Genomic DNA, 20,948 nt, shown 5'->3' with positions numbered 1-20,948 from the left:
CGCCGGCAAGATGTTCCGGGAGTCTGTAATGCCGAGTGTGGACCGCGATCAACATGATGTCGATATCGACCTCGCCCAACTCTTCGCCGCTGTCTGGCAGCGCAAGGGGAGGATCCTCGCGACGACCGCTCTCGTGGGTGTCCTTGCCTTTGTCGGCGCCAATGCCATTTCTCCCAGCTACAAGAGCGATGCAAAGCTGCTGATCGAGCCGCGCGAGGCGAGTTTCTCGGCCTCCGGTACCGCCTCGTCGGCGGTTGAGCCGATGCCGGACGAATTGAACATTGCCAGCCAGGTTCAGCTGCTCCAGTCCGTCGACCTGATCAAGCAGGTTGCCCGGGACCTGAAGCTGCATGAACGTGCGGAATTCGATCCCGATTCCAGCCCGTCGGCCATCACGGACTTTCTTGTCCTCTTTGGCCTTAAGGGCAATCCTCTCGAGCTGCCACCCGAAGAGCGGGTGATCAACGCCTTCAAGGAGAAGCTCAACGTCTATCAGGTCGACAAGTCGCGCGTGATCGGCATCGAGTTCACCTCCAAGGATCCGAAGCTTGCCGCAGCCGTGCCCAACGCGATGATGGACGTCTATCGTGCGCTCCAGAGTGGCGCCAAGCTCGACAGCAACTCCGACGCCGTGCGCTGGTTGGAAACCGAGATTGCCAATCTGCGTGAAAAGGTGCGAGAGGCCGAGCAGAAGGTCGCCGAATACCGATCCTCCGCCGGATTGATGTCGCTCGGCTCTGACCAGTCATCCTTCAGCGGCAAGCAGTTGTCCGATATTTCCACCGAACTCGCCAGAGTACGCGGGGAGCGCGCCGGTGCCGAGGCGACCGCCGAGAACCTGCGCGCCAGCATCAAGGCCGGCAAATCGACGGAGACGCTCGATGCGATTGCCCGCTCGGAATCGATCCAGCGTCTGAAGGCAAGTGAATCACAGATCCGGGCGCAGATTTCCGACCTCTCGACACGCCTCCTCGAGGGGCATCCTCAGATGAAGGCGCTGCGGGCGCAACTGGCCGGCATCCGCGAGCAGGTACAGGCTGAATCGCTCAAGGTTGCTGCGAGCCTGGAAAATGAGGCCGCCGTTGCCCGCGAGCGGGAAACCCAGCTTCTTGCCCAGATGAACAGCCTGAAGGCGGATTCGGCCAGAGCGGGCGAGGACGAAGTGGGGTTGAAGTCGCTGGAGCGGGAAGCTGCGGCCCAGCGTCAGCTACTCGAAACCTACCTCGCGCGTTATCGCGAAGCCTCATCGCGTCTCGACAAGGAATCCAGCCCTGCTGATGCCCGCGTGATTTCCACCGCCATCGAGCCGCAGGAACCGAGCTTCCCCAAGGTCCTGCCGATCACCATCGTCGCCACGCTCGCGACACTGATCCTGTCGGCGATAGCAGTGATGCTGGCCGAATTGTTCAGCGGTCGGGCACTCCGCCCGACAGGGTCGGCGACCGCCATGCGCCACGAAGAAGACGAGTCAGAGGAACATGTCGTCGCAACCGAAGCCCCGAGGGCCAGCCCGCAGGACACATCGCCAGCGAGCCTGCTTGATGTTGGGCCGGATGCCGATCTCGTTGACGAAATGGAACAGGTCGTGGCGGCAGAGAGGCCTCAGGCCTTGCCAGAGGAAGAGCATGACGCCTTCTCCGTCGCATCAGTGGCCGATCACCTGGTGGAACAGCAGTCCCGCATCGCTTTCGCCATTTCGCCTTCCGGTGACGATGGCTCGACCGGCACAGTTGCGTTGACCCGGGAATTGTCGGATCGGGGTTACCGTACCGTTCTCGTCGATATGACCGGCTCGGCCTGCCCGACGCGTCTGATGGCGCCCTGGCGTGACCTTTCGGGCATCACCGACCTCCTGACGGGCGAAGCGGCGTTTGCCGATTGCATCCATCCGGACCGTTCCTCGGCGGCCGATATCGTGCCGCAGGGCAATGCCGACATCCGTCAGGCCATGCGCGGTGCCGATAGGCTGGCGATGATCGTTGATGCGCTGGCCGACGTCTATGACATGGTGCTGGTGGAGTGTGGGCCCGCGAACGCCGCAGGCGTCGCCCGGCTGAGCCGCAACGGCCGCCATGAGATTATCCTGTCCGCGCCTGAGCCGAAGGCAGACGAGCTGGCCGAGATCATGGTCGCCTTCGAAGATGTCGGTTACAAGGATCTGGTGCTGCTCTCCGCGAAGAACCCGCAGGCCCGCAGGACCCGCGACGCCGCCTGAAATCGCGGACCTTCAGAGGCAACGCCTTCTGACCGTCAATCTCAATCCTCGGATCGGGCTGCCGGTGCGATCGTGCCTTGCGCCCGCAATCGCTGAATCAGCGCATACAGATGCGCGTTGCCCTTGATCAGGCTCTTCGTGCGTGTGACGCTCCGATGCGTCATCGCCGCGACATGACCGGCGGGCCTGAGTGGTACGAGGATGTCGTGGTGCTCGCTTTTCATCGTGCACCAGCGACGTTTGTAGTCCTGGTCGCCGATGCCGAAGTCGAACAGGGCAGCCCCGGTCAGCGCGCTGCGCTCGATCACCAGCCAGAACAGCAACTCTCCCGGACTTGCATCGGGCAACAGGCTCTCGTCAATCGAACCGAACTGGCAGATGACGTGGTCTCCCTTGCGGGAAAGCCCTGCAATCGCGGCAATCTTGCCTTCATGCTCTCCCTTCAGGCGGATCGCGTGCAATTCAAGCGGCACATCGCTGCTTCCCCGGTCGCTTTCAAGCAGCAGGTGAAAGAAGGCCTGTGTTTCCGCCGGCTGGAAGACATTGGGAAGTCCGCCGGTAGCAAAGCGTGCGGCCTTCTGGCGAAAGAAGGTTTCGAGCAGCGCCTGCTGCTCGGATTGCGGGATCGGCCGGATGTGGTCAAAGCCACCAGCCGCTTCCAGCTTGCGGATCTGGGCGCGGTATTTCTTGCGCCGGCTCTTGGCATTAAGGGACTGAATGGTCTCGTCCATGTTCGAACCGAGTGCCAGCTGGAAGGAGGCGTTCTGGTTGCGAATATGTGGCAGGGCGGCGAGGGGATGCCTTTCGCCGCGCCAGTCGAGCGGAACATTGCTCAGGCTCAGGAGGTCGGCATGGCCGCGCAATGCTTCCATCAGAAGCGTCTGCAGCCCCTCGGACGAAAAATCCTCGGCGCAGCGCCGGAAGGCAGCGCTGAACAGGCCACTGTTGAAATTGGTGAAGGCGGACCCGATGAACTGCGCGCTCCGGGCAAAATAGTGACGTTCGACCTCAAGTGGCAGCAGAAAGGCGCTCTCGCCGTTCAGGCGGCCTTCGACGATCGCAAGCGGATTGCCATGGGTCTCGACCCAGGCATGGCACCAGTCATAGCCCTGATGCAGCGAATTCCACGGATCCGATTCGAGCTGCCGCCACACGCGTTCCACAGGTGCCATACGGTTGTGGACCGTGACGGAGAGCGTTCCGAGCGGAGTGTCGAGAGCGGCTCTGCCGCGTGGGATCGGCGCGCCAGCCGTGGACTTTTCCTCGGCGAATGCCATCGCATCGTGTCGTATCTGGGCCCGCATGCACCCTATCCCTTCCGGTCTCGGAGACGGGCCGGAGCTTAGGCACACACTGCCAACAAACGGTTATTGCCTTGGAATTCGGGATGATCGCCGCGTCTCAGGGTAAAGAGAGGGTTAATCAGCGTCCTTCTTCTTGAAGGGCCCTGCCATCCACTTGATCACAAGCATGGCAGGGATCACCCAGAGCAGGCCGGTCAGCAGGAAGTACAGGAGATGTCCCCACCATGGCGCAGTCGCAAGCGTCGCCGTTGCAATCGTCGTCGCCAGCAGGGCATAGATCGACACGATCAGGATGATCAGGATCGTACCGATAAAGGATCTCAGCTTCGGGCGCTTGGTCATGCCTTATTCCTACTCGACGTCGCCTCTGTCCGCGACGCGACCGCTTGCCGCAAACCGGCGGGCTTGTTTTGCACGCCTGACTGATGCAAATCAACGGGCGAAAAGAGGATTGACTGATGACAGCTGTATTGACCGGAACCGAGTTGCAGGTGCGCAAGGATATCGCCCGTGTGGATGCCGACCGAAAGGCTGTCCGCATCTGGCTCGGCGTGGTGATCTTTGCGCTCTTCTGTCTCGTGCTGGTGGGCGGCGCCACGCGCCTGACCGATTCCGGCCTGTCGATCACCCAGTGGAAGCCGATTCACGGTGTCATCCCGCCACTGACAACAGCCGAATGGGAGGAGGAGCTGGAGCTTTATCGCCAGATCCCCGAATACCAGCAGATCAACAAGGGCATGAGCCTCGACGAGTTCAAGTTCATCTTCTGGTGGGAATGGGCGCACCGCCTGCTGGCTCGGATGATCGGTCTGATCTTTGCGTTGCCGCTCGCATACTTCTGGATCCGCGGAAAGATCGAGCCCAGCCTGCGTGCGCCCCTGGTCGGCCTTCTGGCGCTTGGCGGCCTGCAGGGTTTCATCGGCTGGTGGATGGTGTCTTCGGGCCTGAGTGAGCGCGTCGACGTGAGCCAGTATCGCCTGGCTGTCCATCTGATGATGGCTTGCTTCATCTTCGCGAGTTGTGTCTGGATCTACCGCAGCCTCTATCCGCACACCGATGATGCCGCACCGACGGAAAAGAGTCGCCTGTTTGCCGGCGTGCTGCTGGTGATGACCCTCGTCCAGATCTATCTCGGCGCTCTGGTCGCCGGCCTCGATGCAGGCTTCAGCTACAACACCTGGCCGCTGATGGACGGCGCACTCGTGCCCCAGGGCCTCTTCGTCCAGTCACCCGCCTGGATCAACATCTTCGAAAACCCGAAGACGGTGCAGTACATCCACCGCATCGGCGCCTACATCCTCTGGGCGGTGGCACTCTTGCACATGATCCAGTGTCTGCGGGCCGCCCCTCAGACGACCCATGCCCGCCGCAGCGTGGTGCTCTTTGCGCTCATCAGCATCCAGGCGGTGATCGGCATCGTCACGCTCGTCACGCAGGTGCCCCTGCATGCCGGCGTCACCCATCAGGGCATGGCGCTGGTGGTGCTCGCCTTCGCGGTTGCCCATCTGCGCGGCTTCTACGGCGAGCGTCCGAAGCCAGTTGCCGTCGAGGTCAGGGACTGAATTAGCCGAAACGATAGGCGGAGTAGGGCTTTCCGAGGAACTCACCCCGGAAGACCTGCCGGCCGCCATCGCTGCCTGCGGCACCCGCCGCCACGAACAGCGGCACGAGGTGGTCATGGTCAGGCACATGGCAGGCAAGGGCATCCGGGTTTTGATCCCAGGTCGACAGCACATCAGCGCGCCGTTCGCTGTCCGGCGAGGCGACCGCCTCCGTCAGCCAATCGTCGAAGCGGATTGCTTGCTGCACATGGTTGGGCTCTGCCTGCCGGAACATCCGCATGTTGTGATAGCTCATGCCGGACGCAATGATCAGCACGTCCTCATCGCGCAATGGCGCCAGCGCCTTGCCGATCGCCACATGGCTTTCAACATCCAGCGTATTCTTCAGTGAAATCATGGTGAGCGGTACATCCGCTTCCGGATAGACCAGCATGAACGGGATGAACACGCCATGGTCGAAGCCGCGCTTGTCATCCTCGGCGCTCTCGATCCCGGCCTCGGCCAGCAGCGCCCTGGCACGGGTCGCGAGAGCCGGCGAGCCCGGGGCAGGGTAGGAGAGCTCATAGGTGTGCGGCGGGAAATTGTAATAGTCGAAGAGCATGCCGGGTTTCACAGCCGTGCTCACCGTCGGCACCGGTTCCTTCTCCCAATGGCCCGAGACCACGAGCACAGCCTTCGGCCGCCGCCCGATCTCTGCATCGAGTCCTTCGAGAAAGGCGCGCAGATCATCCCAGGGCGCCTTGCCTTCAGCATCGCGCGGGAAGTCCATGAATGGCCAGGGGCCACCACCATGGGGAATGAAGTAGACGGGGAAACGGTTGCTCATGACGTGCCTCACTTTTGAGGCACCCTAGCATCGCCGATCATATCCTAAAATCAGGCAGATGATCGACATTTCGTTCGCTAATTGTGAACGGGACGATGCGAGGTCGACGCTTCGACCTCGCAGTCTGCCACGAGGACCGCTCACGCCGACAGCATCAGGTCCATGTTCTGCACGGCTGCACCCGATGCGCCCTTGCCGAGATTATCGAGCAGCGCCACGAGATTGACATGCGCGCCACCGGCCGTCCCGAAAACGAAGAGCTTCATCGTGTCCTGACCGACCAGTTCTTCGGCATCAATGCGCGGCAGCTTGGCGCTTTCGGTAAGCGAAACGACGCTGACGATGTCCTGGCCCGCATAATGGGCGACGAGTGCTGCATGGATGCTCTCGACGGTCGTGCCGGCGGCGAGATCGTCGAGGAAGAGCGGCACCTGGACGATCATGCCCTGCGCGAAGCGGCCGACGGAGGGGGCAAACAGCGGCGCGCGGTCGAGCAGGCCATGCGTCTGCATTTCCGGCACATGCTTGTGCTTCAGCGTCAGGCCATAAAGGAAGTTGTTCGCAGCCAGATGCTCCGGATGGTTCTCGTCTTCCATCTGCGCGATCAGCTGCTTGCCGCCGCCGGTATAACCGGAGACGGCATTGACCGAGACCGGATAGCCGTCCGGCAGGATGCCGGCGGCCCGCAGCGGCCGGATGAGGCCGATCGCACCGGTCGGATAGCAGCCGGGATTGGAGACGTACCGCGCCGACTGGATTTTTGCCTTCTGCGCCTTGTCCATTTCGGCAAAGCCATAGGCCCAGTCCGGATGCACGCGAAACGCGGTGGAGGCGTCGAGCAGGCGGACATTGTTGTTCGCTGCCGTCATCTCATAGGCCTGCTTCGATGCATCGTCAGGCAGGCAGAGGATGGCGATATCGGCGCTGTTGAGCATGTCCTCGCGCATCTTCTCGTTCCGCCGCTCGGCTTCCGGGATGGACAGAAGCTCGATGTCGCGACGATCGGCCAGGCGCGTGCGGATCTGCAGACCCGTTGTGCCGTGTTCGCCGTCGATGAAGATCTTCGCTGCCATTTGTCTAGTCCCGTCAGAGGTTTGGATGAGAATGTGGAATCTGATTGTGAGTGTGTTGAATCAATGTGTCAGGCGCGTGTCGCAAGCTTTTCAGCGCGCAAGCCCAGCATATACATCGCAACCGTCGCACCGGCAATTGCGGTGATATCGGCGTGGTCATAGGCGGGCGCCACCTCGACGATGTCGGAGCCCCTGATGTCGAGGGCCCCGAGCTTGCGCAGGACCGACAGCATCTTGGCGGAGGAGGGGCCGCCCGCGACCGGCGTGCCGGTTCCCGGCGCATAGGCCGGGTCGAGGCAGTCGATGTCGAAGGTCAGATAAGTGGGGGCCGTGCCGACATGCGCGAGGATCGCATCGGCAATCGCCTGCGCGCCCATGTCCTCGACCTCATAGCCTGGAATGATCTTGATACCGAAATCCTCGGGCGCTTCGGTGCGGATGCCGATCTGGATCGATTTCGTCGGATCGATCACGCCTTCACGCACGGCGCGGCAGACGAAGGAACCGTGGTCGATCCGTTGGCCGTCATCATCCCAGGTGTCCTGATGCGCATCGAAATGCACCAGCGCCAGCGGTCCGTGTTTGGCCGCATGGGCTTTCAGGAGTGGCCAGGTGACGAAATGGTCGCCGCCGAGACCGAGCAGATAGGCGCCGGACGCCATGATCCGGGCTGCTTCCTGTTCGATCAGAGCAGGGGTCTCCTGATGATTGCCGTAATCCAGCAGCACATCGCCGTAATCGATCACCGCCATCTGCTCGAAGAGGTCGCGCGCAAAGGGATATTGCGGGTCGTTGTCAAAGATGGCGGATGCGCGCCGGATTGCCTGCGGCCCGAATCGGGCGCCGGGCCGGTTTGACACGGCGGCGTCAAAGGGAATGCCGAGCACGACTGCGTCGACGTCATCGAGAACCTTGGAATACTTGCGCCGCATGAAGGAGAGCACGCCGGCATAGGTCGGGTCGGTCGCTGCGCCACGCAGGGCCTTGGCGGTGAACGCGTTGTCGATCGATTTGCTGGCCATCTTCTTCCCCTTCAGTCTTCTCTCTTGGTGTCGTAGGCCCGCTCGACCTTTGCAACGATCACCCGATAGTCTTCATACCACCGTTCGCGCCCGAGTCTCTGGGCTGCGGCGTGAGAGACGACAGCTTTCCAGGCGAGGATGCTCGCCTCATCCAGCCAGTACGAGTTGGTAATCCCGAAACCGTCAGCCCCGCGCACACTCTCCATGCCGAGATAGCCGGGCTGCTGTTCGGCGAGCGCGACCATGGCGTCGGCCATGGCCCCATAGCCGTGGTCGCCCGCTGTGCGCTGCGAGGAGAAGCAGACGACATAATAGGGAGGCTTGGGAAGTCTTGCGATTTCGGATGCCATGACGGTGCCCGTGAATGAGGTGGCAAGTACCCGGAACGAAAAAAAGGCGGAGCCGAAGCCCCGCCTTGATTTCCGTTTCCGGTTGTCCAGCTGTTAACGCTTGGAGAACTGGAACGAACGACGGGCCTTGGCCTTGCCGTACTTCTTACGCTCGACAACGCGGCTGTCGCGGGTCAGGAAGCCACCCTTCTTCAGGACCGAGCGCAGGCCCGGTTCGAAGTAGGTGAGGGCCTTCGAGAGACCGTGACGAACTGCACCGGCCTGGCCGGAAAGGCCGCCGCCGTGAACGGTCGCGATGATGTCGAACTGGCCGTCACGGGCCACTGCGACGATCGGCTGCTGCAGGATCATCTGCAGGACCGGACGGGCGAAGTAGGTGCGGAATTCGCGGCCGTTGACGGTGATCTTGCCGGTGCCCGGCTTGACCCATACGCGGGCGACTGCGTTCTTGCGCTTGCCAGTGGCGTAGGAGCGACCCAGCGAGTCGACCTTGCGGACGTGAGCCGGAGCTGCGTCCTGTGCCGGGGCAAGGTCCTTCAGGGAAGAAAGATCGGCCATACTTAGGCGCTCCTTGTGTTCTTGCTGTTCAGCGAAGCGACGTCGAGAGCGACGGGCTGCTGGGCTTCATGCGGGTGGTTGACGCCGGCGTAGACGCGCAGATTCTTCATCTGGCGACGACCGAGCGGGCCACGCGGGATCATGCGCTCGACGGCCTTCTCGAGAACGCGCTCCGGGAAGCGGCCTTCGATGATCTGGCGAGCCGTACGCTCCTTGATGCCGCCCGGATAACCGGTGTGCCAGTAGTACTTCTTGTCGGAGTACTTCTTGCCGGTCAGAACGACCTTCTCGGCATTGATGACGATGACGTTGTCGCCGTCGTCAACATGGGGGGTGTAGGTGGCCTTGTGCTTGCCACGCAGGTGCATGGCGATAATGGTGGCGAGGCGGCCGACAACGAGCCCTTCGGCGTCGATGAGGATCCACTTCTTCTCCACCTCTGCAGGCTTCTGAACGAAGGTAGACATTGAGGTCTCTTTCCGTGTGATCCTGCTGTCCCCTGAAAGGAAACTGCAGGCGTTTCTTGTTGCTTGTAAGCGCCGTTTTCGACGCAAAAAGAAGGCAGCTCTAAAGGGCCGCGTTCCGCTGAGGGGTATAGTGTCCGCGTGCGAGGACGTCAAGATGAGCCGTTGCGCCAAGGCTTTCGAATGGGCGTTGAATATCAATAGCTTAGGAGTGTGGTATTATTTTACCGCATCCGACGACGCGGGAATCCTGCGTGGTCGCCAGCCATCAGGCAGCAAAAAGTGAAAGTATTTTCATTTCACCAGCGATGGAAAATGGAATGAGTGTGCCAATTAATCCATCGCAACCTATGGGTTTCCTAATATTCGCCTGAACATAATGAAAACATAATACGAACGTAACGGCAGGTCGCATCGGATGGAGGAAGCCATGTCTCTCGAACGTCGAATCTCGATCATCACGCTCGGCGTTTCGGATGTCGGCCGAAGCACAGAATTCTACGCGCGCCTCGGTTGGGCAAAGTCGTCAGCGTCCAACGACAACATCACCTTCATTCAACTGAAGGGCACGGTACTGGGCCTGTTCTCCCGGGCGAGCCTCGCTGAGGATGCCCATGTGGAGAACACGCCCGCAGGCTTTGCCGGTGTCACGCTCGCCTACAATGTGTCGAGTGAGATCGGTGTCGATGCTGTGGTCAAATTCGTCGTGTCCTGCGGCGCCACCCTGATCAAGGCCCCGCAAAAGGTGTTCTGGGGTGGCTATTCCGGCTATGTCGCCGATCCCGATGGCCACCTCTGGGAAATCGCCTTCAATCCCTTCTTTCCGCAGGACGAACACGGGCATGTCATACTTCCGGACTGATCCGCGGCATTTGAACGATCCTGCGGTGACCTTGTTAACCGGGGTTTGCTAGGTTTTCCGTGGGACAAGAAGGACGGGTAGACCAGAGGCCCTCGCGGGCCGGGAGGAACGTCCATGAACCATGACACCTATCAGAACAGCTATCTCGCCGACATCCTCGCGACGGCCAAGAATGTGGCCGTGGTGGGCGCGTCCAGGGACGACAAGCGTCCGAGCCACTGGATCTCCGGGTTCCTGCTCGGCAAGGGCTATCGCGTCTTCCCCGTCAATCCGCTGCATCGTGGTGAACTCATTCTTGGCCAGCGGGTCTACGGATCGCTTGCAGAGATCCCCGAACCTGTTCATCTCGTTGATGTCTTCCGGCGCGCCGAGAATCTCGACAGGATCGTTGATGAAGTCCTGGCGTTGGCCCCGCGCCCGGCCGCGATCTGGTGTCAGCTCGGCATTCGTGACGATGCAGCCGCCGCGAAGGCCGAGGCCGCCGGCATCAAGGTGGTGATGAACCGTGCGCTCGTCTCCGAATATCCGCTCGTTTACGAACGCCTGCACGCTCCGGCAGCGCAGGGTAACGCTGCGTGAGCAGGGGCCCGGCCGTCAGAACCGTATGATCGGCTTGCCGAAGCGGTATGGCTCGGGATCAAAGGGCTGACAGCTCAGGACAGGGCAGCGATCGGCATCCCGCGTCGGGACATAGGCACGCTCGGCATATTCATGCGGATCACACATCGCATTGCGTGTGACGTAGCGATCGTAAAGTGTCATGCCCTTCACCCTTATCGAGGGATAGCGCAGGATGACGGCGCCCTCGTTGATCACGCGCTGGCGCACCTGATCGCAGGTCAGCGCAGCGGAATTGTAGCGTGAGATCGCGAGCGCCGGCTCAGCGAACATGGCTGCGGCTATGGCCATGATGGCAAGCGGGGTCGGGCGCATGGCGGTCCTCTCTTTCGGTGGTCGGTCAACGTATGGGCGGGCGCTGCGGTTCCCTGTCTTGTTGCCGCCGCGCGGGACACCATCTATCCCTCATGCGACGACAAAAGAGGAGATGCAGATGGCCGATCACGATGACTATAGCGCGGAAGACCTCAAGGCGATCCTCGGCTCGGTGCAGACTGTCGCGCTTCTCGGCGCGTCACCGAAGCCGGATCGCCCGAGCTTCGGTGTCATGCAGTTTCTGCTGTCGAAGGGCTACAGGGTGTTTCCCGTCAATCCGGGGCAGGCCGGCAAGCAGATCCTTGGCCAGACAGTGTACGCAACGATGGCCGATATTCCGGAGGCGATCGACATGGTCGACGTCTTCCGCGCGCCGGAATATCTCGGCGAAGTCGTGAGCGAAGCGCTTGCGCTGCCGAACCGCCCCAAGGTCATCTGGGGCCAGCTTTCCGTGCGCGACGATGAAGCCGTCAAGCCGGCCGAAGAGGCCGGCATCCGCGTGGTCATGGATCGCTGCCCGGCGATCGAAATCCCGAGGCTCGGTCTCTGACGACTTAAGCGTCGATCAGGAGGTCGGGATTGACCCGCAGCGCGTTCAGCGTCTCGGCATTGCCGCAATACTCCACGAAGGTCTGCTCGGCCTTGCCCTGTTGCAAATCCCGGCGGCAGGTGTCCTTGGACTGACACTGCGCACAGGTGATCTGCATGTCGCGGAACACCCGGCGCATCCGGTATTCGACTTTTGCCGCATCGATATTGAGCGCCCGCATCATGGCCGGCATTTCATCGGCCGCATGCGGGCCGGCCTTCACCAGAGCCAGCAGTTGATGGGCGCTGATGCCGCAATCCTCGGCGAGCGCCTCGACCTCTGCATCGGACAAGGCAGCAAGCATGTCGCCCTCATTTGCGGTTTCGAAACCCTGGGCGAACCAGGAGAGGATTTGCTGCACGGTGTGGCGGACCGGATCGGCGATCGTGAGTGTCATTGGTCTCTCCTTCAACTCCGATGAAGGATGCCATGGGCGAGCGCAGTCGCATTGACCTCGATCAAGTATGAATTTCCCGATCACTCCTTCACTTTGGAATAATCCGGGCTGACATCGGTCGGCGACTGATTATGATCCGGCCCGAAGTCAAAAAAGGGAGGACCAAATAATGTCGGAGAACAATCCGGGTTTCGCCACGCTTGCCATCCATGCCGGCGCCCAGCCGGACCCCACCACGGGCGCACGCATCACGCCGATCTACCAGACCACGGCTTACGTCTTCAACGATAGCGACCATGCCGCAAATCTCTTTGCTCTCAAGGAGTTCGGCAATATCTATACCCGCATCATGAACCCCACCCAGGGCGTTCTGGAAGAGCGAATTGCGGCTCTCGAAGGCGGCACCGCAGCACTTGCTGTTGCGTCCGGTCATGCGGCCCAGCTCCTGATCTTCCACTCGCTGATGCAGCCCGGTGACAACTTCGTCGCGGCGAAGAAGCTCTATGGTGGCTCGATCAACCAATTCGGCCATGCCTTCAAGAATTTCGGCTGGCAGGTCCGTTGGGCCGATCCCGCTGATCCGGAAAGCTTCGCAGCCCAGATCGATGACAAGACCAAGGCCGTTTACATCGAAAGCCTTGCAAACCCCGGCGGCACCTTCGTCGACATCGAAGCCATCGCAGAGGTCGCCCATCGCCACGGTCTGCCGCTGATCGTCGATAACACCATGGCGAGCCCTTACCTCATCCGCCCGCTGGAACACGGCGCCGACATCATCGTGCATTCTGTCACCAAGTTCCTCGGCGGACACGGAAATTCGATGGGCGGTGTCATCGTCGATGGCGGCACCTTCGACTGGTCGGCTAAGCTTGGAAAATATCCGATGCTGTCCGAGCCGCGCCCGGAATACAACGGCGTCGTCCTGCACCAGACCTTCGGCAACTTCGCTTTCGCCATTGCCTGCCGCGTTCTCGGCCTGCGTGACCTCGGCCCTGCCATCGCGCCAATGAACGCCTTCCTGCTGCTGACCGGCATCGAAACCCTGCCGCTGCGCATGCAGCGTCATTGCGACAACGCCATGAAGGTCGCAACCTGGCTGAAGAGCCACCCGAAGGTCGCCTGGGTCAACTATGCCGGCCTCGCCGACGATCCGAACAACGCTTTGCAGAAGCGCTACTCGCCGAAGGGCGCCGGTTCTGTCTTCACCTTCGGCATCAAGGGCGGGCTGGAAGCCGGCAAGGCGCTGGTCGGTGGCTTGAAGCTCTTCTCGCATCTCGCCAATATTGGCGATACCCGGTCGCTGATCATCCATCCGGCGTCGACGACCCATGCGCAGCTCTCCGAAGCCCAGCAGATCGCCGCCGGTGCCGGACCTGACGTCGTGCGCCTGTCTATTGGTATCGAGGATGCAGAAGACATCATCGCCGATCTCGAACAGGCTCTGGCCTCGGCCTGACAATCCAAAGGCGGCGCTATACGGACAGCGCCGCCCCTCATTTCGGAGAGCATTATGAGCCTTGCCTTGCCATTCGATCCCTCAACCGTCACGCCGGAAGAGGGGGCTCCCGCCCCCGACCGCCTGATTTCGGGCGATCCGCGCTTCACCACCTGGAACATCGAGGAAGCCGAAGGCGGCGTCTATGCCGGCATTTGGCAGTCGACTCCCGGCAAGTGGCGGATCTCCTACGACGAATGGGAATACTTCCACATTCTCGAAGGCCATTCTGTCGTTACCGAGGACGGCGGCGAGCCTGTTCATTTGACGGCCGGCGACCGCCTGATCCTCAGACCCGGCTTCAAGGGAACCTGGGAAGTGCTTGAAACGACTCGCAAGGACTATGTCATCCGGCTCTAGCTCGCGGCCTTCAGCAGGGCCGCCGCCGCCTCGTGTTCTGCTGCCATGGCGACATCCTCGGCCGAGACCTTCTGGATGCTCGCGCGATCGTCGATGCGCGCCATATAGGCCTGAAAAGCCGGGCGCGCCTCGACAAGACCGAACGTCGTCGTCCAGCGCAACGCGATCCCCCAGAGCAGATCCGCTGCCGTGAAGCGGTCGCCGAGAAGATACGCGCCGGTTTTCAAGGCATCGTCCAGCATGTCGATCAGCGATTCATAGCTGGCATAGGGCGTTTCGTTCAGCGATCCCGGCTCGCGCTTCATGAAACGATCCACAACCGCCGGCTCGAAGCAACTGCCGTAGATGAAAAGCCAGCGCAGATAGGCGCCGCGATCCGGATCGGACAGGGCAGGGGCAAGACCCACTTCGGGGAAGAGGTCCGCGAGATAGAGGTAGATCGCGCCCTGCTCGGTGATGAGCGTTTCTCCGACCCGCACCGCAGGCACCTTGCCGAGCGGATTGATCGCCAGATAGGCCGGCTGGCGCTGCTCGCCCGTCTTCATGTTCAGGACATGCAGATCGTAGGGCACCTTGAGCTCTTCCAGCAGCACGCGCACACCGGTGGCGCGGGTCTGGGGCGAGTAGAAGAGGGTGATCTGATGGTCTTTGCTCATTGGAAGTCTCCCATTTTCAAACTGGACGCGCCTTGAGGCGACGAAGGGAGAATGCGCCGTCATACCTGTCAGATTGTGTCAGGTTGGTTTAGCATGATGGTCGAAAGGGAGATTTTCCGATGCGGGCGAGCCGGCTCATCAACATACTCACGACCCTCCAGGCGAAGGGGCTGGTGACCGCCGAGGCGCTGGCTGAGGAAAACGACGTCTCGGTGCGCACCATCTACCGCGATATCGATGCCCTCTCGCTGTCAGGTATCCCGGTCTACAGCGAACGCGGCTCCGACGGTGGCTACCGGCTGCTGGATGGCTATCGCGTTCGCCTGAACGGTCTCACCCCTGCCGAGGCCGAGGCCATGTTTCTGTCCGGCATTCCGGGTGCGGCTGCCGATCTCGGCCTGGGATCCCTGATGGCCGGAGCGCAGAAGAAGCTGACCGCCGCCTTGCCCGAGGATCTGCGCGAAAGCGCGCGGCGCATGCAGCAGAAATTCCATCTCGACGCACCCGCCTGGCTCGCGGAAGGCGATCAGCCGGTCTACCTGCAGGCCATTGCCGATGCGGTCTGGAATTCCAAGCGCATCCGCATGCGCTACCGCTCGTGGACGGCGGAAAAGAACCGTGTGGCCGAACCGCTCGGCATCGTGATGAAAGGCGGCGCCTGGTATCTCGTCGCACGGGTCGACGACACGCCACGTACTTATCGCATTTCCCGTGTCCTGGATCTGATCGTCACAGAAGAGCGCTTCGACTGGCCGAAAGATTTCGATCTCGCAGAATACTGGAACGAAAACACGCGTCGGCTCGAACTTGAGCTCTACCCGAACTGGGCGATCATCCGGCTCTCGCCCTGGGGCCTGAAGGAGATCGAACACATGGCGCCGCCTTACGTCCGCGCCCATCTCGAATTCATCGGTGACCCCGACGAGCAGGGCTGGCGGACGATCCACCTGCCCGTGGCGCATGAGCGTATGGCCGTGTCCGAGATGCTGAAGCTCGGCACGGAGGTCGAGGTGATCGACCCGCCGGAACTGCGGTTCGCCATGCGGCGGGCGATCGAAGCCCTGATGGCGCGCTACGGCGAAACGCCCGACCTCACCAGGTGAGGTCGAGCCGCTCCAGCCCGTGGAAATGATAGACGTCCTTGACCTTGGGCGTCTCTGCGATCTTCAGGCCCGGCAAGCGCTTGAAGAGCAGCGGCAGCACGATGTTGAGCTCGAGCCTGGCGAGCGGCGCGCCGATGCAGAAATGGATGCCGGCGCCAAAGGAAAGGTTTGCCCCTTCGTCGCGACCCGGCTTGAAGGTCAGCGGGGCCGAGAATTTCTGCGGATCGAGATTGGCAGCCGCCAGGATCATGCTCACCTTGTCGCCGCGCTGGAAGGGGACGCCGTCTATCTCGCAGGGCTCCAGGCACCAGCGCTGGAAGATGTGCACCGGCGCGCAGATCCGAAGCGTTTCCTCGACGGTGCGCTCGGTCGTCTTCTCGTCGGTGAACAGCGTCGCGGGGTCAATGCCGCTTTGCAGAATCTCGCGCACCGAATTGCCGATCTGGTGAACGGTCGCCTCGTGGCCGGCATTGAGCAGCACGATGGTCGTCGAGATCAGCTCGTCCTCGGTGAGGAACTGCCCCTTGTGCTCTGTGTGGATCATGTGGCTCAAGAGGTCATCGCGCGGTTCGGCCCGCCGCTCCGCGATAACAGTTCGAACGTAATCCGCGAATTCTTTTGCCGAGCGATCGGCGGCCTCTTCGTCGGCGCGGCTGCGCTTGAACATATACATGCCGACATAGTCATGGCTCCACTTGAGGAGCTGCGGTCCCATCTCCTCGGGAATGCCGATCATCCGGGCGATCATGGTCACCGGGATGATATCGGCGAATGTCGAGAGAAGCTCTGTCTTGCCATCCTTCTCGAAACCATCGATCAGCCGATTGGCGAGGTCTTCGATCTCCGGCGTCATCTTTTCCACATGGCGCGAGACGAAGGCGCGGTTGACCAGGGTTCGAAGCCGCGTGTGCTCAGGCGGCTCGATTTCGAGCAGCGAATGCTCCTCGGCCTTGTCGAAATGCCGTGTATGGGCAGCGGGCTCGGGCATGCCAAGCTCCTCGCGTGTCGCGATATGCAGGATCTGCCGGCCGAAGCGCCGGTCGCGCAAAAGCATGTTCACGTGGTCGTAGCCGGTAAAGAACCACTGCTTCTGCTCCTCCCAGTAGAAGGTCGGACAGGCCGCATGCAGGGCCGCATAGGTGCGGTTCGGATCGCTGTAGAAGGCAGGGTCGCGGGCGTCGAGCGAGACGCGGCGCGTGGCGGGGTCGATGGAGAGGAAGGATGTCTGTGTCATGTCTTCTGTTTAGCCCCTGCGCGCCGATCCGCAAGGGGAGGGTGGGCCCTCAGTCGTGGAGATTGTTGGCGACGGCGGCGATGCGCTTTAGGATCGCCACTTGCCGGTCGGCCTGCTGGTCGAAGTCGTCGGCGCGCTCGGGTGGAACAGTCACCACGATGGCGCCCGCTTTGACGGAGGTTCGATTTCGGCCCTGCGCCTTGGCCGCATAGAGCGCGGCATCGGCCTGGCTCATCATCTTCTTGAGATCCGCAGCTGCGAGCGCGGAGACGGAGATCCCGATGCTGGTCGTGACGTGGATCGTCTCGGTGTCCGTTTCGATGCTTCGTTCCGCCAGCGCGAGCCGCACCGTCTCCGCAAAAAGCGCCGCATCGCGCGCTTCGCTGACCGCAAGGACCGCCGCGAATTCTTCGCCTCCGGTGCGGCCGAAGGCGCCCCGTTGCGGCAGCAGCGACTTGCAGATCTCGGCGAATTCCAGAAGGACCCGGTCACCCACCTGGTGCCCGTAGACGTCATTCACCCGCTTGAAATGATCGAGATCGAAGATCAGCAGGCTGAGCGCGGCCGAAGGGGCGGAATCGACGAGCTGTTGGTAGGCTTCGGTGAACCCCCGCCGATTGAGGGCGCCCGTCAGCGGATCGGTGCGAACGAGGGCCTGCAGCCGTTCTTCCGACCTGTCCATCATCATCTTGGCGATCAGCGTCATCGCGGTGACGAAGGACACCAGCCCGACAATGCTGACCGCGACGGCAAGTGTCATCTCGTTGAAGGTCTGCGGCATGATCCGGGTCGCCAGATAGGCGAAGACCAGACAGGCGCCGGCCTGGAGGAACCAGACGGTGGCGAGCATTACCCTGTAGCGCCGCGTGCTGAAACTGCCTTTCAGGGCCAGGAGGCCGAGAGTCCCGAGACCGGCCGCTGCCGCGACGTCATAGATCGCCATGCGATACCCCAATTCTGCCCGCAACTGCGGAACCAGATTGCCCAGAATCCAGATGACGGCAGGCAGGGCGATGTACGGGGGCGTGCGCCGACCGTCGAAAGAGCACATCGCCTTGCCCCAGCAGACGAACCCCAGGAGCGAGAGCACGTTGCCGATCTGGATCGAGAGGAAATCCGGGATCTGGTCCCGTAACGCGACCATGCCGAGCCCAATGGCCTGCAGGGCAAAGCCGAGCCCGAACCACAGGTGATACCTCTGCTCACGCGCATGAAGCCAGATGGCCAGGAGGAGGATGGCCAGCGTGCCAGCCTGGATGACCCAGAGCAAAAACGCCGTTCTCACGTCGATCACTATGCAAATTCCTGAATCAAACTCATAAAGTATCGTGCCAGAATGCGCCCGACAGGTTAATCAGTCCCTAGGATCTCCTTGCGCTTCGTGGGGTCTTTCGTTCTGGACCTGCGGATCATTACCGAAACTTCACCATCTTAGGATCTTCTTGTGAATAGTGTTGCGCCGTTCGGTCGTCGTTGCCGCGCTTTGGCCGGAATCCTCTGCGTCTTCGGCTCCGGCTCGGCTTCCGAGCATTAAGGATATCCCTTGCTCGCGTCTTGAATGTCATGGTGCGGACACTCTATGTAGGGATTGACAGAGAATTGTGTGATTCCCGCCACCCGGTGTGCCGGGGAGAGGCTGAAAAAGGACCGACATGAGAAATCCCGTTGATACCGCCCTCGCTCTGGTGCCGATGGTCGTGGAGCAGACCAATCGTGGCGAGCGCTCCTATGACATCTTCTCCCGACTGCTGAAGGAGCGGATCATCTTCCTGACGGGCCCGGTCGAAGATACCATGGCCTCGCTCGTCTGCGCGCAGTTGCTCTTCCTTGAGGCCGAAAACCCGAAGAAGGAAATCGCGATCTACATCAATTCGCCCGGCGGCGTCGTTACGTCTGGCATGGCGATCTACGACACCATGCAGTTCATCCGCCCGGCCGTCTCGACGCTCTGCATCGGTCAGGCTGCGTCGATGGGCTCGTTGCTGCTCGCCGCCGGTGAGAAGGGCATGCGTTTTGCCACCCCGAACTCGCGGATCATGGTCCATCAGCCGTCCGGCGGCTTCCAGGGGCAGGCATCCGACATCGAGCGCCACGCTCGTGACATTATTAAGATGAAGCGTCGTCTGAACGAGGTCTATGTCAAGCATACCGGCCGGACCTATGACGAAGTCGAGAATACGCTTGATCGTGACCACTTCATGGAATCGAGCGAAGCCAAGGACTGGGGTCTGATCGACCGTATCCTGACCTCGCGCGCCGAAATGGAAGGCGTGGCGCCGTCGGCTTGAGCCGGTGCCAGCGAGCGCGGCGCCATGCGGCGCCGCAGCTTGTGATGGCATCTGGGGTTTCAAGTCGTCGCGAAAGCGCTAATAGTGAGATTAAGGCTATGTTGAATCTTTGTGACATAGTCTGACGAGACTGGGAGTTTTCGTTGCCGCCGCTCCGGACAGGTCCGGATCGGCTAGTAGCTCCCGATCGGAAGAGGTTCCCGCAAACGGCGGTGGCAGGAGCCGAACAGTGTGAGTGACCGCCCTGCCGTGACTGCGGTGGCGCGGCGTGCTGGAAGGATAAAGACATGAGCAAAGTCAGCGGAAGCAACGGCGGTGACTCCAAGAATACCCTTTATTGTTCCTTCTGCGGCAAGAGCCAGCACGAGGTCCGCAAGCTGATTGCTGGACCGACGGTGTTCATCTGCGATGAATGCGTCGAACTCTGCATGGATATCATCCGCGAGGAGAACAAGTCTTCGATGGTCAAGTCCCGTGACGGCGTTCCCACGCCGCAGGACATCATCAAGATCCTCGACGAATACGTCATCGGCCAGAAGCAGGCGAAAAAGATCCTGTCTGTGGCCGTGCACAACCACTACAAGCGCCTGTCGCACGCCTCCAAGGGCGGCGATGTCGAACTGGCGAAGTCGAACATCCTGCTCGTCGGCCCGACCGGTTGCGGCAAGACCTATCTTGCCCAGACGCTGGCCCGCATCATCGACGTTCCCTTCACCATGGCGGATGCCACGACCCTGACCGAAGCCGGTTATGTCGGTGAAGACGTTGAAAACATCATCCTGAAGCTCCTCCAGGCTGCCGACTACAATGTCGAGCGCGCCCAGCGCGGCATCGTCTACATCGACGAAGTCGACAAGATCAGCCGCAAGTCGGACAACCCCTCGATCACCCGCGACGTGTCGGGCGAGGGCGTCCAGCAGGCGCTGCTGAAGATCATGGAAGGCACGGTCGCGTCGGTTCCGCCGCAGGGCGGTCGCAAGCATCCGCAGCAGGAATTCCTGCAGGTCGATACGACGAACATCCTTTTCATCTGCGGCGGTGCATTTGCCGGTCTCGACAAGATCATCTCGGCGCGCGGTGAAAAAACCTCGATCGGCTTCGGCGCGACGGTGACCTCGCCTGAAGATCGCCGTGTCGGCGAAGTTCTGCGCGAGCTGGAGCCGGAAGACCTGGTCAAGTTTGGCCTGATCCCGGAATTCATCGGTCGTCTGCCGGTCCTGGCAACGCTCGAAGACCTGGATGAGGACGCCCTGATCCAGATTCTGTCGGAACCGAAGAACGCGCTCGTCAAGCAGTACCAGCGCCTGTTCGAGATGGAAGACGTGGAATTGTCTTTCCACGAGGACGCACTGCGCGAGATTGCCCGCAAGGCGATCACCCGCAAGACCGGTGCCCGCGGCCTGCGCTCGATCATGGAAAAGATCCTGCTCGACACGATGTTCGAACTGCCGGAACTGGAAGGCGTTCGCGAAGTCGTCATCTCCGACGACGTCGTCAACGGCAATTCCCGCCCGCTCTACATCTATGCCGATCGCCAGGAAGAGAAAGCCAACGCTTCGGCGTGAGCCCTTCTGCATCAATGACCTGGAGAGCCCGCCCAATCGGCGGGCTCTTTCTTTTTGTGGCTCGCTGTGGTTTTCCCGTCCGGATCGCCTAA

The 20,948-nt window shown here is 61.4% G+C and carries 23 protein-coding genes; 10 read left to right on the top strand and 13 right to left on the bottom strand.

Annotated elements, in window-relative coordinates:
- Nucleotides 1–28 precede the first annotated feature (28 nt).
- Nucleotides 29–2,215 carry a GumC family protein gene (locus tag J2045_RS13525; RefSeq protein ID WP_307373554.1) on the top strand — a complete coding sequence of 729 codons (2,187 nt, stop codon included), beginning with the start codon at nt 29–31 and terminating at the stop codon, nt 2,213–2,215.
- A gap of 41 nt (nt 2,216–2,256) precedes the next feature.
- On the opposite strand, the gene J2045_RS13520 is transcribed toward J2045_RS13525, so the two are convergent.
- Nucleotides 2,257–3,519, bottom strand: a complete 1,263-nt coding sequence (locus J2045_RS13520) for a GNAT family N-acetyltransferase (protein WP_307373551.1) — start codon at nt 3,517–3,519, stop codon at nt 2,257–2,259.
- A gap of 114 nt (nt 3,520–3,633) precedes the next feature.
- A complete protein-coding gene (locus J2045_RS13515; protein WP_307373549.1) occupies nt 3,634–3,861 on the bottom strand; it encodes a DUF2842 domain-containing protein in 228 nt (75 codons plus the stop codon).
- Between the two features lie 116 nt (nt 3,862–3,977).
- Between J2045_RS13515 and J2045_RS13510 the strand changes: the two genes are divergently transcribed.
- A complete protein-coding gene (locus J2045_RS13510; RefSeq protein ID WP_307373546.1) occupies nt 3,978–5,081 on the top strand; it encodes a COX15/CtaA family protein in 1,104 nt (367 codons plus the stop codon).
- 1 nt (nt 5,082) lies between these two features.
- On the opposite strand, the gene J2045_RS13505 is transcribed toward J2045_RS13510, so the two are convergent.
- The 6 genes from J2045_RS13505 to rplM form a co-directional block, all read right to left on the bottom strand.
- On the bottom strand, nt 5,083–5,907 hold the full coding sequence (locus tag J2045_RS13505) for a DODA-type extradiol aromatic ring-opening family dioxygenase (protein WP_307373543.1): 825 nt from the start codon (nt 5,905–5,907) through the stop codon (nt 5,083–5,085).
- 140 nt (nt 5,908–6,047) lie between these two features.
- Nucleotides 6,048–6,980, bottom strand: coding sequence for an N-acetyl-gamma-glutamyl-phosphate reductase (gene argC / locus J2045_RS13500; protein ID WP_307373541.1), 933 nt, complete (start codon nt 6,978–6,980; stop codon nt 6,048–6,050).
- A 68-nt stretch (nt 6,981–7,048) separates the two neighbouring features.
- Nucleotides 7,049–8,002, bottom strand: coding sequence for an agmatinase (gene speB / locus J2045_RS13495; protein ID WP_307373540.1), 954 nt, complete (start codon nt 8,000–8,002; stop codon nt 7,049–7,051).
- Between the two features lie 11 nt (nt 8,003–8,013).
- Nucleotides 8,014–8,352 (bottom strand): antibiotic biosynthesis monooxygenase family protein, encoded by a 339-nt coding sequence (locus J2045_RS13490; RefSeq protein WP_307373538.1) that lies wholly within the window; start codon nt 8,350–8,352, stop codon nt 8,014–8,016.
- Nucleotides 8,353–8,445: 93 nt separating this feature from the next.
- Complete coding sequence (gene rpsI / locus J2045_RS13485) at nt 8,446–8,910, bottom strand: 30S ribosomal protein S9 (RefSeq protein ID WP_307373536.1); 465 nt, start codon at nt 8,908–8,910, stop codon at nt 8,446–8,448.
- Nucleotides 8,911–8,912: 2 nt separating this feature from the next.
- Entirely contained in the window at nt 8,913–9,377 is a 465-nt protein-coding gene (rplM, locus tag J2045_RS13480) for a 50S ribosomal protein L13 (protein WP_102021316.1), read from the bottom strand.
- Nucleotides 9,378–9,804: 427 nt separating this feature from the next.
- Between rplM and J2045_RS13475 the strand changes: the two genes are divergently transcribed.
- A complete protein-coding gene (locus J2045_RS13475; RefSeq protein ID WP_166602092.1) occupies nt 9,805–10,236 on the top strand; it encodes a VOC family protein in 432 nt (143 codons plus the stop codon).
- Between the two features lie 114 nt (nt 10,237–10,350).
- Nucleotides 10,351–10,815, top strand: a complete 465-nt coding sequence (locus tag J2045_RS13470; protein WP_166602093.1) for a CoA-binding protein — start codon at nt 10,351–10,353, stop codon at nt 10,813–10,815.
- A 15-nt stretch (nt 10,816–10,830) separates the two neighbouring features.
- On the opposite strand, the gene J2045_RS13465 is transcribed toward J2045_RS13470, so the two are convergent.
- Complete coding sequence (locus tag J2045_RS13465; protein WP_307373531.1) at nt 10,831–11,169, bottom strand: hypothetical protein; 339 nt, start codon at nt 11,167–11,169, stop codon at nt 10,831–10,833.
- A 118-nt stretch (nt 11,170–11,287) separates the two neighbouring features.
- Between J2045_RS13465 and J2045_RS13460 the strand changes: the two genes are divergently transcribed.
- A complete protein-coding gene (locus J2045_RS13460) occupies nt 11,288–11,719 on the top strand; it encodes a CoA-binding protein (RefSeq protein ID WP_307373529.1) in 432 nt (143 codons plus the stop codon).
- A 4-nt stretch (nt 11,720–11,723) separates the two neighbouring features.
- On the opposite strand, the gene J2045_RS13455 is transcribed toward J2045_RS13460, so the two are convergent.
- Nucleotides 11,724–12,155, bottom strand: coding sequence for a DUF6455 family protein (locus J2045_RS13455; RefSeq protein ID WP_307373526.1), 432 nt, complete (start codon nt 12,153–12,155; stop codon nt 11,724–11,726).
- Between the two features lie 169 nt (nt 12,156–12,324).
- Between J2045_RS13455 and J2045_RS13450 the strand changes: the two genes are divergently transcribed.
- Both J2045_RS13450 and J2045_RS13445 read left to right on the top strand, forming a co-directional pair.
- Nucleotides 12,325–13,611 (top strand): O-acetylhomoserine aminocarboxypropyltransferase, encoded by a 1,287-nt coding sequence (locus J2045_RS13450; RefSeq protein WP_307373524.1) that lies wholly within the window; start codon nt 12,325–12,327, stop codon nt 13,609–13,611.
- A gap of 54 nt (nt 13,612–13,665) precedes the next feature.
- Nucleotides 13,666–14,010, top strand: a complete 345-nt coding sequence (locus J2045_RS13445) for a cupin domain-containing protein (protein WP_307373522.1) — start codon at nt 13,666–13,668, stop codon at nt 14,008–14,010.
- On the opposite strand, the gene J2045_RS13440 is transcribed toward J2045_RS13445, so the two are convergent.
- Nucleotides 14,007–14,666, bottom strand: a complete 660-nt coding sequence (locus J2045_RS13440) for a glutathione S-transferase family protein (RefSeq protein ID WP_307373519.1) — start codon at nt 14,664–14,666, stop codon at nt 14,007–14,009. The genes J2045_RS13445 and J2045_RS13440 overlap by 4 nt on opposite strands.
- 119 nt (nt 14,667–14,785) lie before the next feature.
- Between J2045_RS13440 and J2045_RS13435 the strand changes: the two genes are divergently transcribed.
- A complete protein-coding gene (locus tag J2045_RS13435; protein ID WP_307373517.1) occupies nt 14,786–15,769 on the top strand; it encodes a helix-turn-helix transcriptional regulator in 984 nt (327 codons plus the stop codon).
- Here the strand turns inward: J2045_RS13435 and J2045_RS13430 are convergent.
- Nucleotides 15,759–17,003, bottom strand: a complete 1,245-nt coding sequence (locus J2045_RS13430) for a cytochrome P450 (protein ID WP_307373515.1) — start codon at nt 17,001–17,003, stop codon at nt 15,759–15,761. The genes J2045_RS13435 and J2045_RS13430 overlap by 11 nt on opposite strands.
- A gap of 49 nt (nt 17,004–17,052) precedes the next feature.
- On the bottom strand, nt 17,053–18,297 hold the full coding sequence (locus tag J2045_RS13425; protein WP_307373513.1) for a GGDEF domain-containing protein: 1,245 nt from the start codon (nt 18,295–18,297) through the stop codon (nt 17,053–17,055).
- A gap of 358 nt (nt 18,298–18,655) precedes the next feature.
- Here J2045_RS13425 and J2045_RS13420 point away from each other — a divergent pair, with 358 nt between their 5' ends.
- A complete protein-coding gene (locus J2045_RS13420; protein WP_307373511.1) occupies nt 18,656–19,291 on the top strand; it encodes an ATP-dependent Clp protease proteolytic subunit in 636 nt (211 codons plus the stop codon).
- Nucleotides 19,292–19,578: 287 nt separating this feature from the next.
- A complete protein-coding gene (gene clpX, locus J2045_RS13415; RefSeq protein WP_166602104.1) occupies nt 19,579–20,856 on the top strand; it encodes an ATP-dependent Clp protease ATP-binding subunit ClpX in 1,278 nt (425 codons plus the stop codon).
- Nucleotides 20,857–20,948: the final 92 nt, after the last annotated feature.

The organism is Peteryoungia aggregata LMG 23059 (genome assembly GCF_030814435.1).
GTDB lineage: Bacteria > Pseudomonadota > Alphaproteobacteria > Rhizobiales > Rhizobiaceae > Allorhizobium > Allorhizobium aggregatum.
The sequence above is the reverse complement of the archived record's forward strand: the minus strand, read 5'-3'. Positions and strand labels throughout refer to the sequence as shown.

What these genes read in the sequence shown, in the direction of transcription:
- J2045_RS13435 (WP_307373517.1), top strand. Translation starts at nt 14,786, where the DNA reads ATGCGGGCGAGCCGGCTCATCAACATACTCACGACCCTCCAGGCGAAG.
- J2045_RS13515 (WP_307373549.1), bottom strand. Translation starts at nt 3,861, where the DNA reads ATGACCAAGCGCCCGAAGCTGAGATCCTTTATCGGTACGATCCTGATC.
- J2045_RS13455 (WP_307373526.1), bottom strand. Translation starts at nt 12,155, where the DNA reads ATGACACTCACGATCGCCGATCCGGTCCGCCACACCGTGCAGCAAATC.
- speB (WP_307373540.1), bottom strand. Translation starts at nt 8,002, where the DNA reads ATGGCCAGCAAATCGATCGACAACGCGTTCACCGCCAAGGCCCTGCGT.
- J2045_RS13505 (WP_307373543.1), bottom strand. Translation starts at nt 5,907, where the DNA reads ATGAGCAACCGTTTCCCCGTCTACTTCATTCCCCATGGTGGTGGCCCC.
- J2045_RS13465 (WP_307373531.1), bottom strand. Translation starts at nt 11,169, where the DNA reads ATGCGCCCGACCCCGCTTGCCATCATGGCCATAGCCGCAGCCATGTTC.
- J2045_RS13430 (WP_307373515.1), bottom strand. Translation starts at nt 17,003, where the DNA reads ATGACACAGACATCCTTCCTCTCCATCGACCCCGCCACGCGCCGCGTC.
- J2045_RS13440 (WP_307373519.1), bottom strand. Translation starts at nt 14,666, where the DNA reads ATGAGCAAAGACCATCAGATCACCCTCTTCTACTCGCCCCAGACCCGC.
- J2045_RS13445 (WP_307373522.1), top strand. Translation starts at nt 13,666, where the DNA reads ATGAGCCTTGCCTTGCCATTCGATCCCTCAACCGTCACGCCGGAAGAG.
- J2045_RS13460 (WP_307373529.1), top strand. Translation starts at nt 11,288, where the DNA reads ATGGCCGATCACGATGACTATAGCGCGGAAGACCTCAAGGCGATCCTC.
- J2045_RS13520 (WP_307373551.1), bottom strand. Translation starts at nt 3,519, where the DNA reads ATGCGGGCCCAGATACGACACGATGCGATGGCATTCGCCGAGGAAAAG.
- J2045_RS13470 (WP_166602093.1), top strand. Translation starts at nt 10,351, where the DNA reads ATGAACCATGACACCTATCAGAACAGCTATCTCGCCGACATCCTCGCG.
- rplM (WP_102021316.1), bottom strand. Translation starts at nt 9,377, where the DNA reads ATGTCTACCTTCGTTCAGAAGCCTGCAGAGGTGGAGAAGAAGTGGATC.
- J2045_RS13510 (WP_307373546.1), top strand. Translation starts at nt 3,978, where the DNA reads ATGACAGCTGTATTGACCGGAACCGAGTTGCAGGTGCGCAAGGATATC.
- J2045_RS13475 (WP_166602092.1), top strand. Translation starts at nt 9,805, where the DNA reads ATGTCTCTCGAACGTCGAATCTCGATCATCACGCTCGGCGTTTCGGAT.
- J2045_RS13420 (WP_307373511.1), top strand. Translation starts at nt 18,656, where the DNA reads ATGAGAAATCCCGTTGATACCGCCCTCGCTCTGGTGCCGATGGTCGTG.
- J2045_RS13525 (WP_307373554.1), top strand. Translation starts at nt 29, where the DNA reads ATGCCGAGTGTGGACCGCGATCAACATGATGTCGATATCGACCTCGCC.
- J2045_RS13490 (WP_307373538.1), bottom strand. Translation starts at nt 8,352, where the DNA reads ATGGCATCCGAAATCGCAAGACTTCCCAAGCCTCCCTATTATGTCGTC.
- rpsI (WP_307373536.1), bottom strand. Translation starts at nt 8,910, where the DNA reads ATGGCCGATCTTTCTTCCCTGAAGGACCTTGCCCCGGCACAGGACGCA.
- argC (WP_307373541.1), bottom strand. Translation starts at nt 6,980, where the DNA reads ATGGCAGCGAAGATCTTCATCGACGGCGAACACGGCACAACGGGTCTG.
- clpX (WP_166602104.1), top strand. Translation starts at nt 19,579, where the DNA reads ATGAGCAAAGTCAGCGGAAGCAACGGCGGTGACTCCAAGAATACCCTT.
- J2045_RS13450 (WP_307373524.1), top strand. Translation starts at nt 12,325, where the DNA reads ATGTCGGAGAACAATCCGGGTTTCGCCACGCTTGCCATCCATGCCGGC.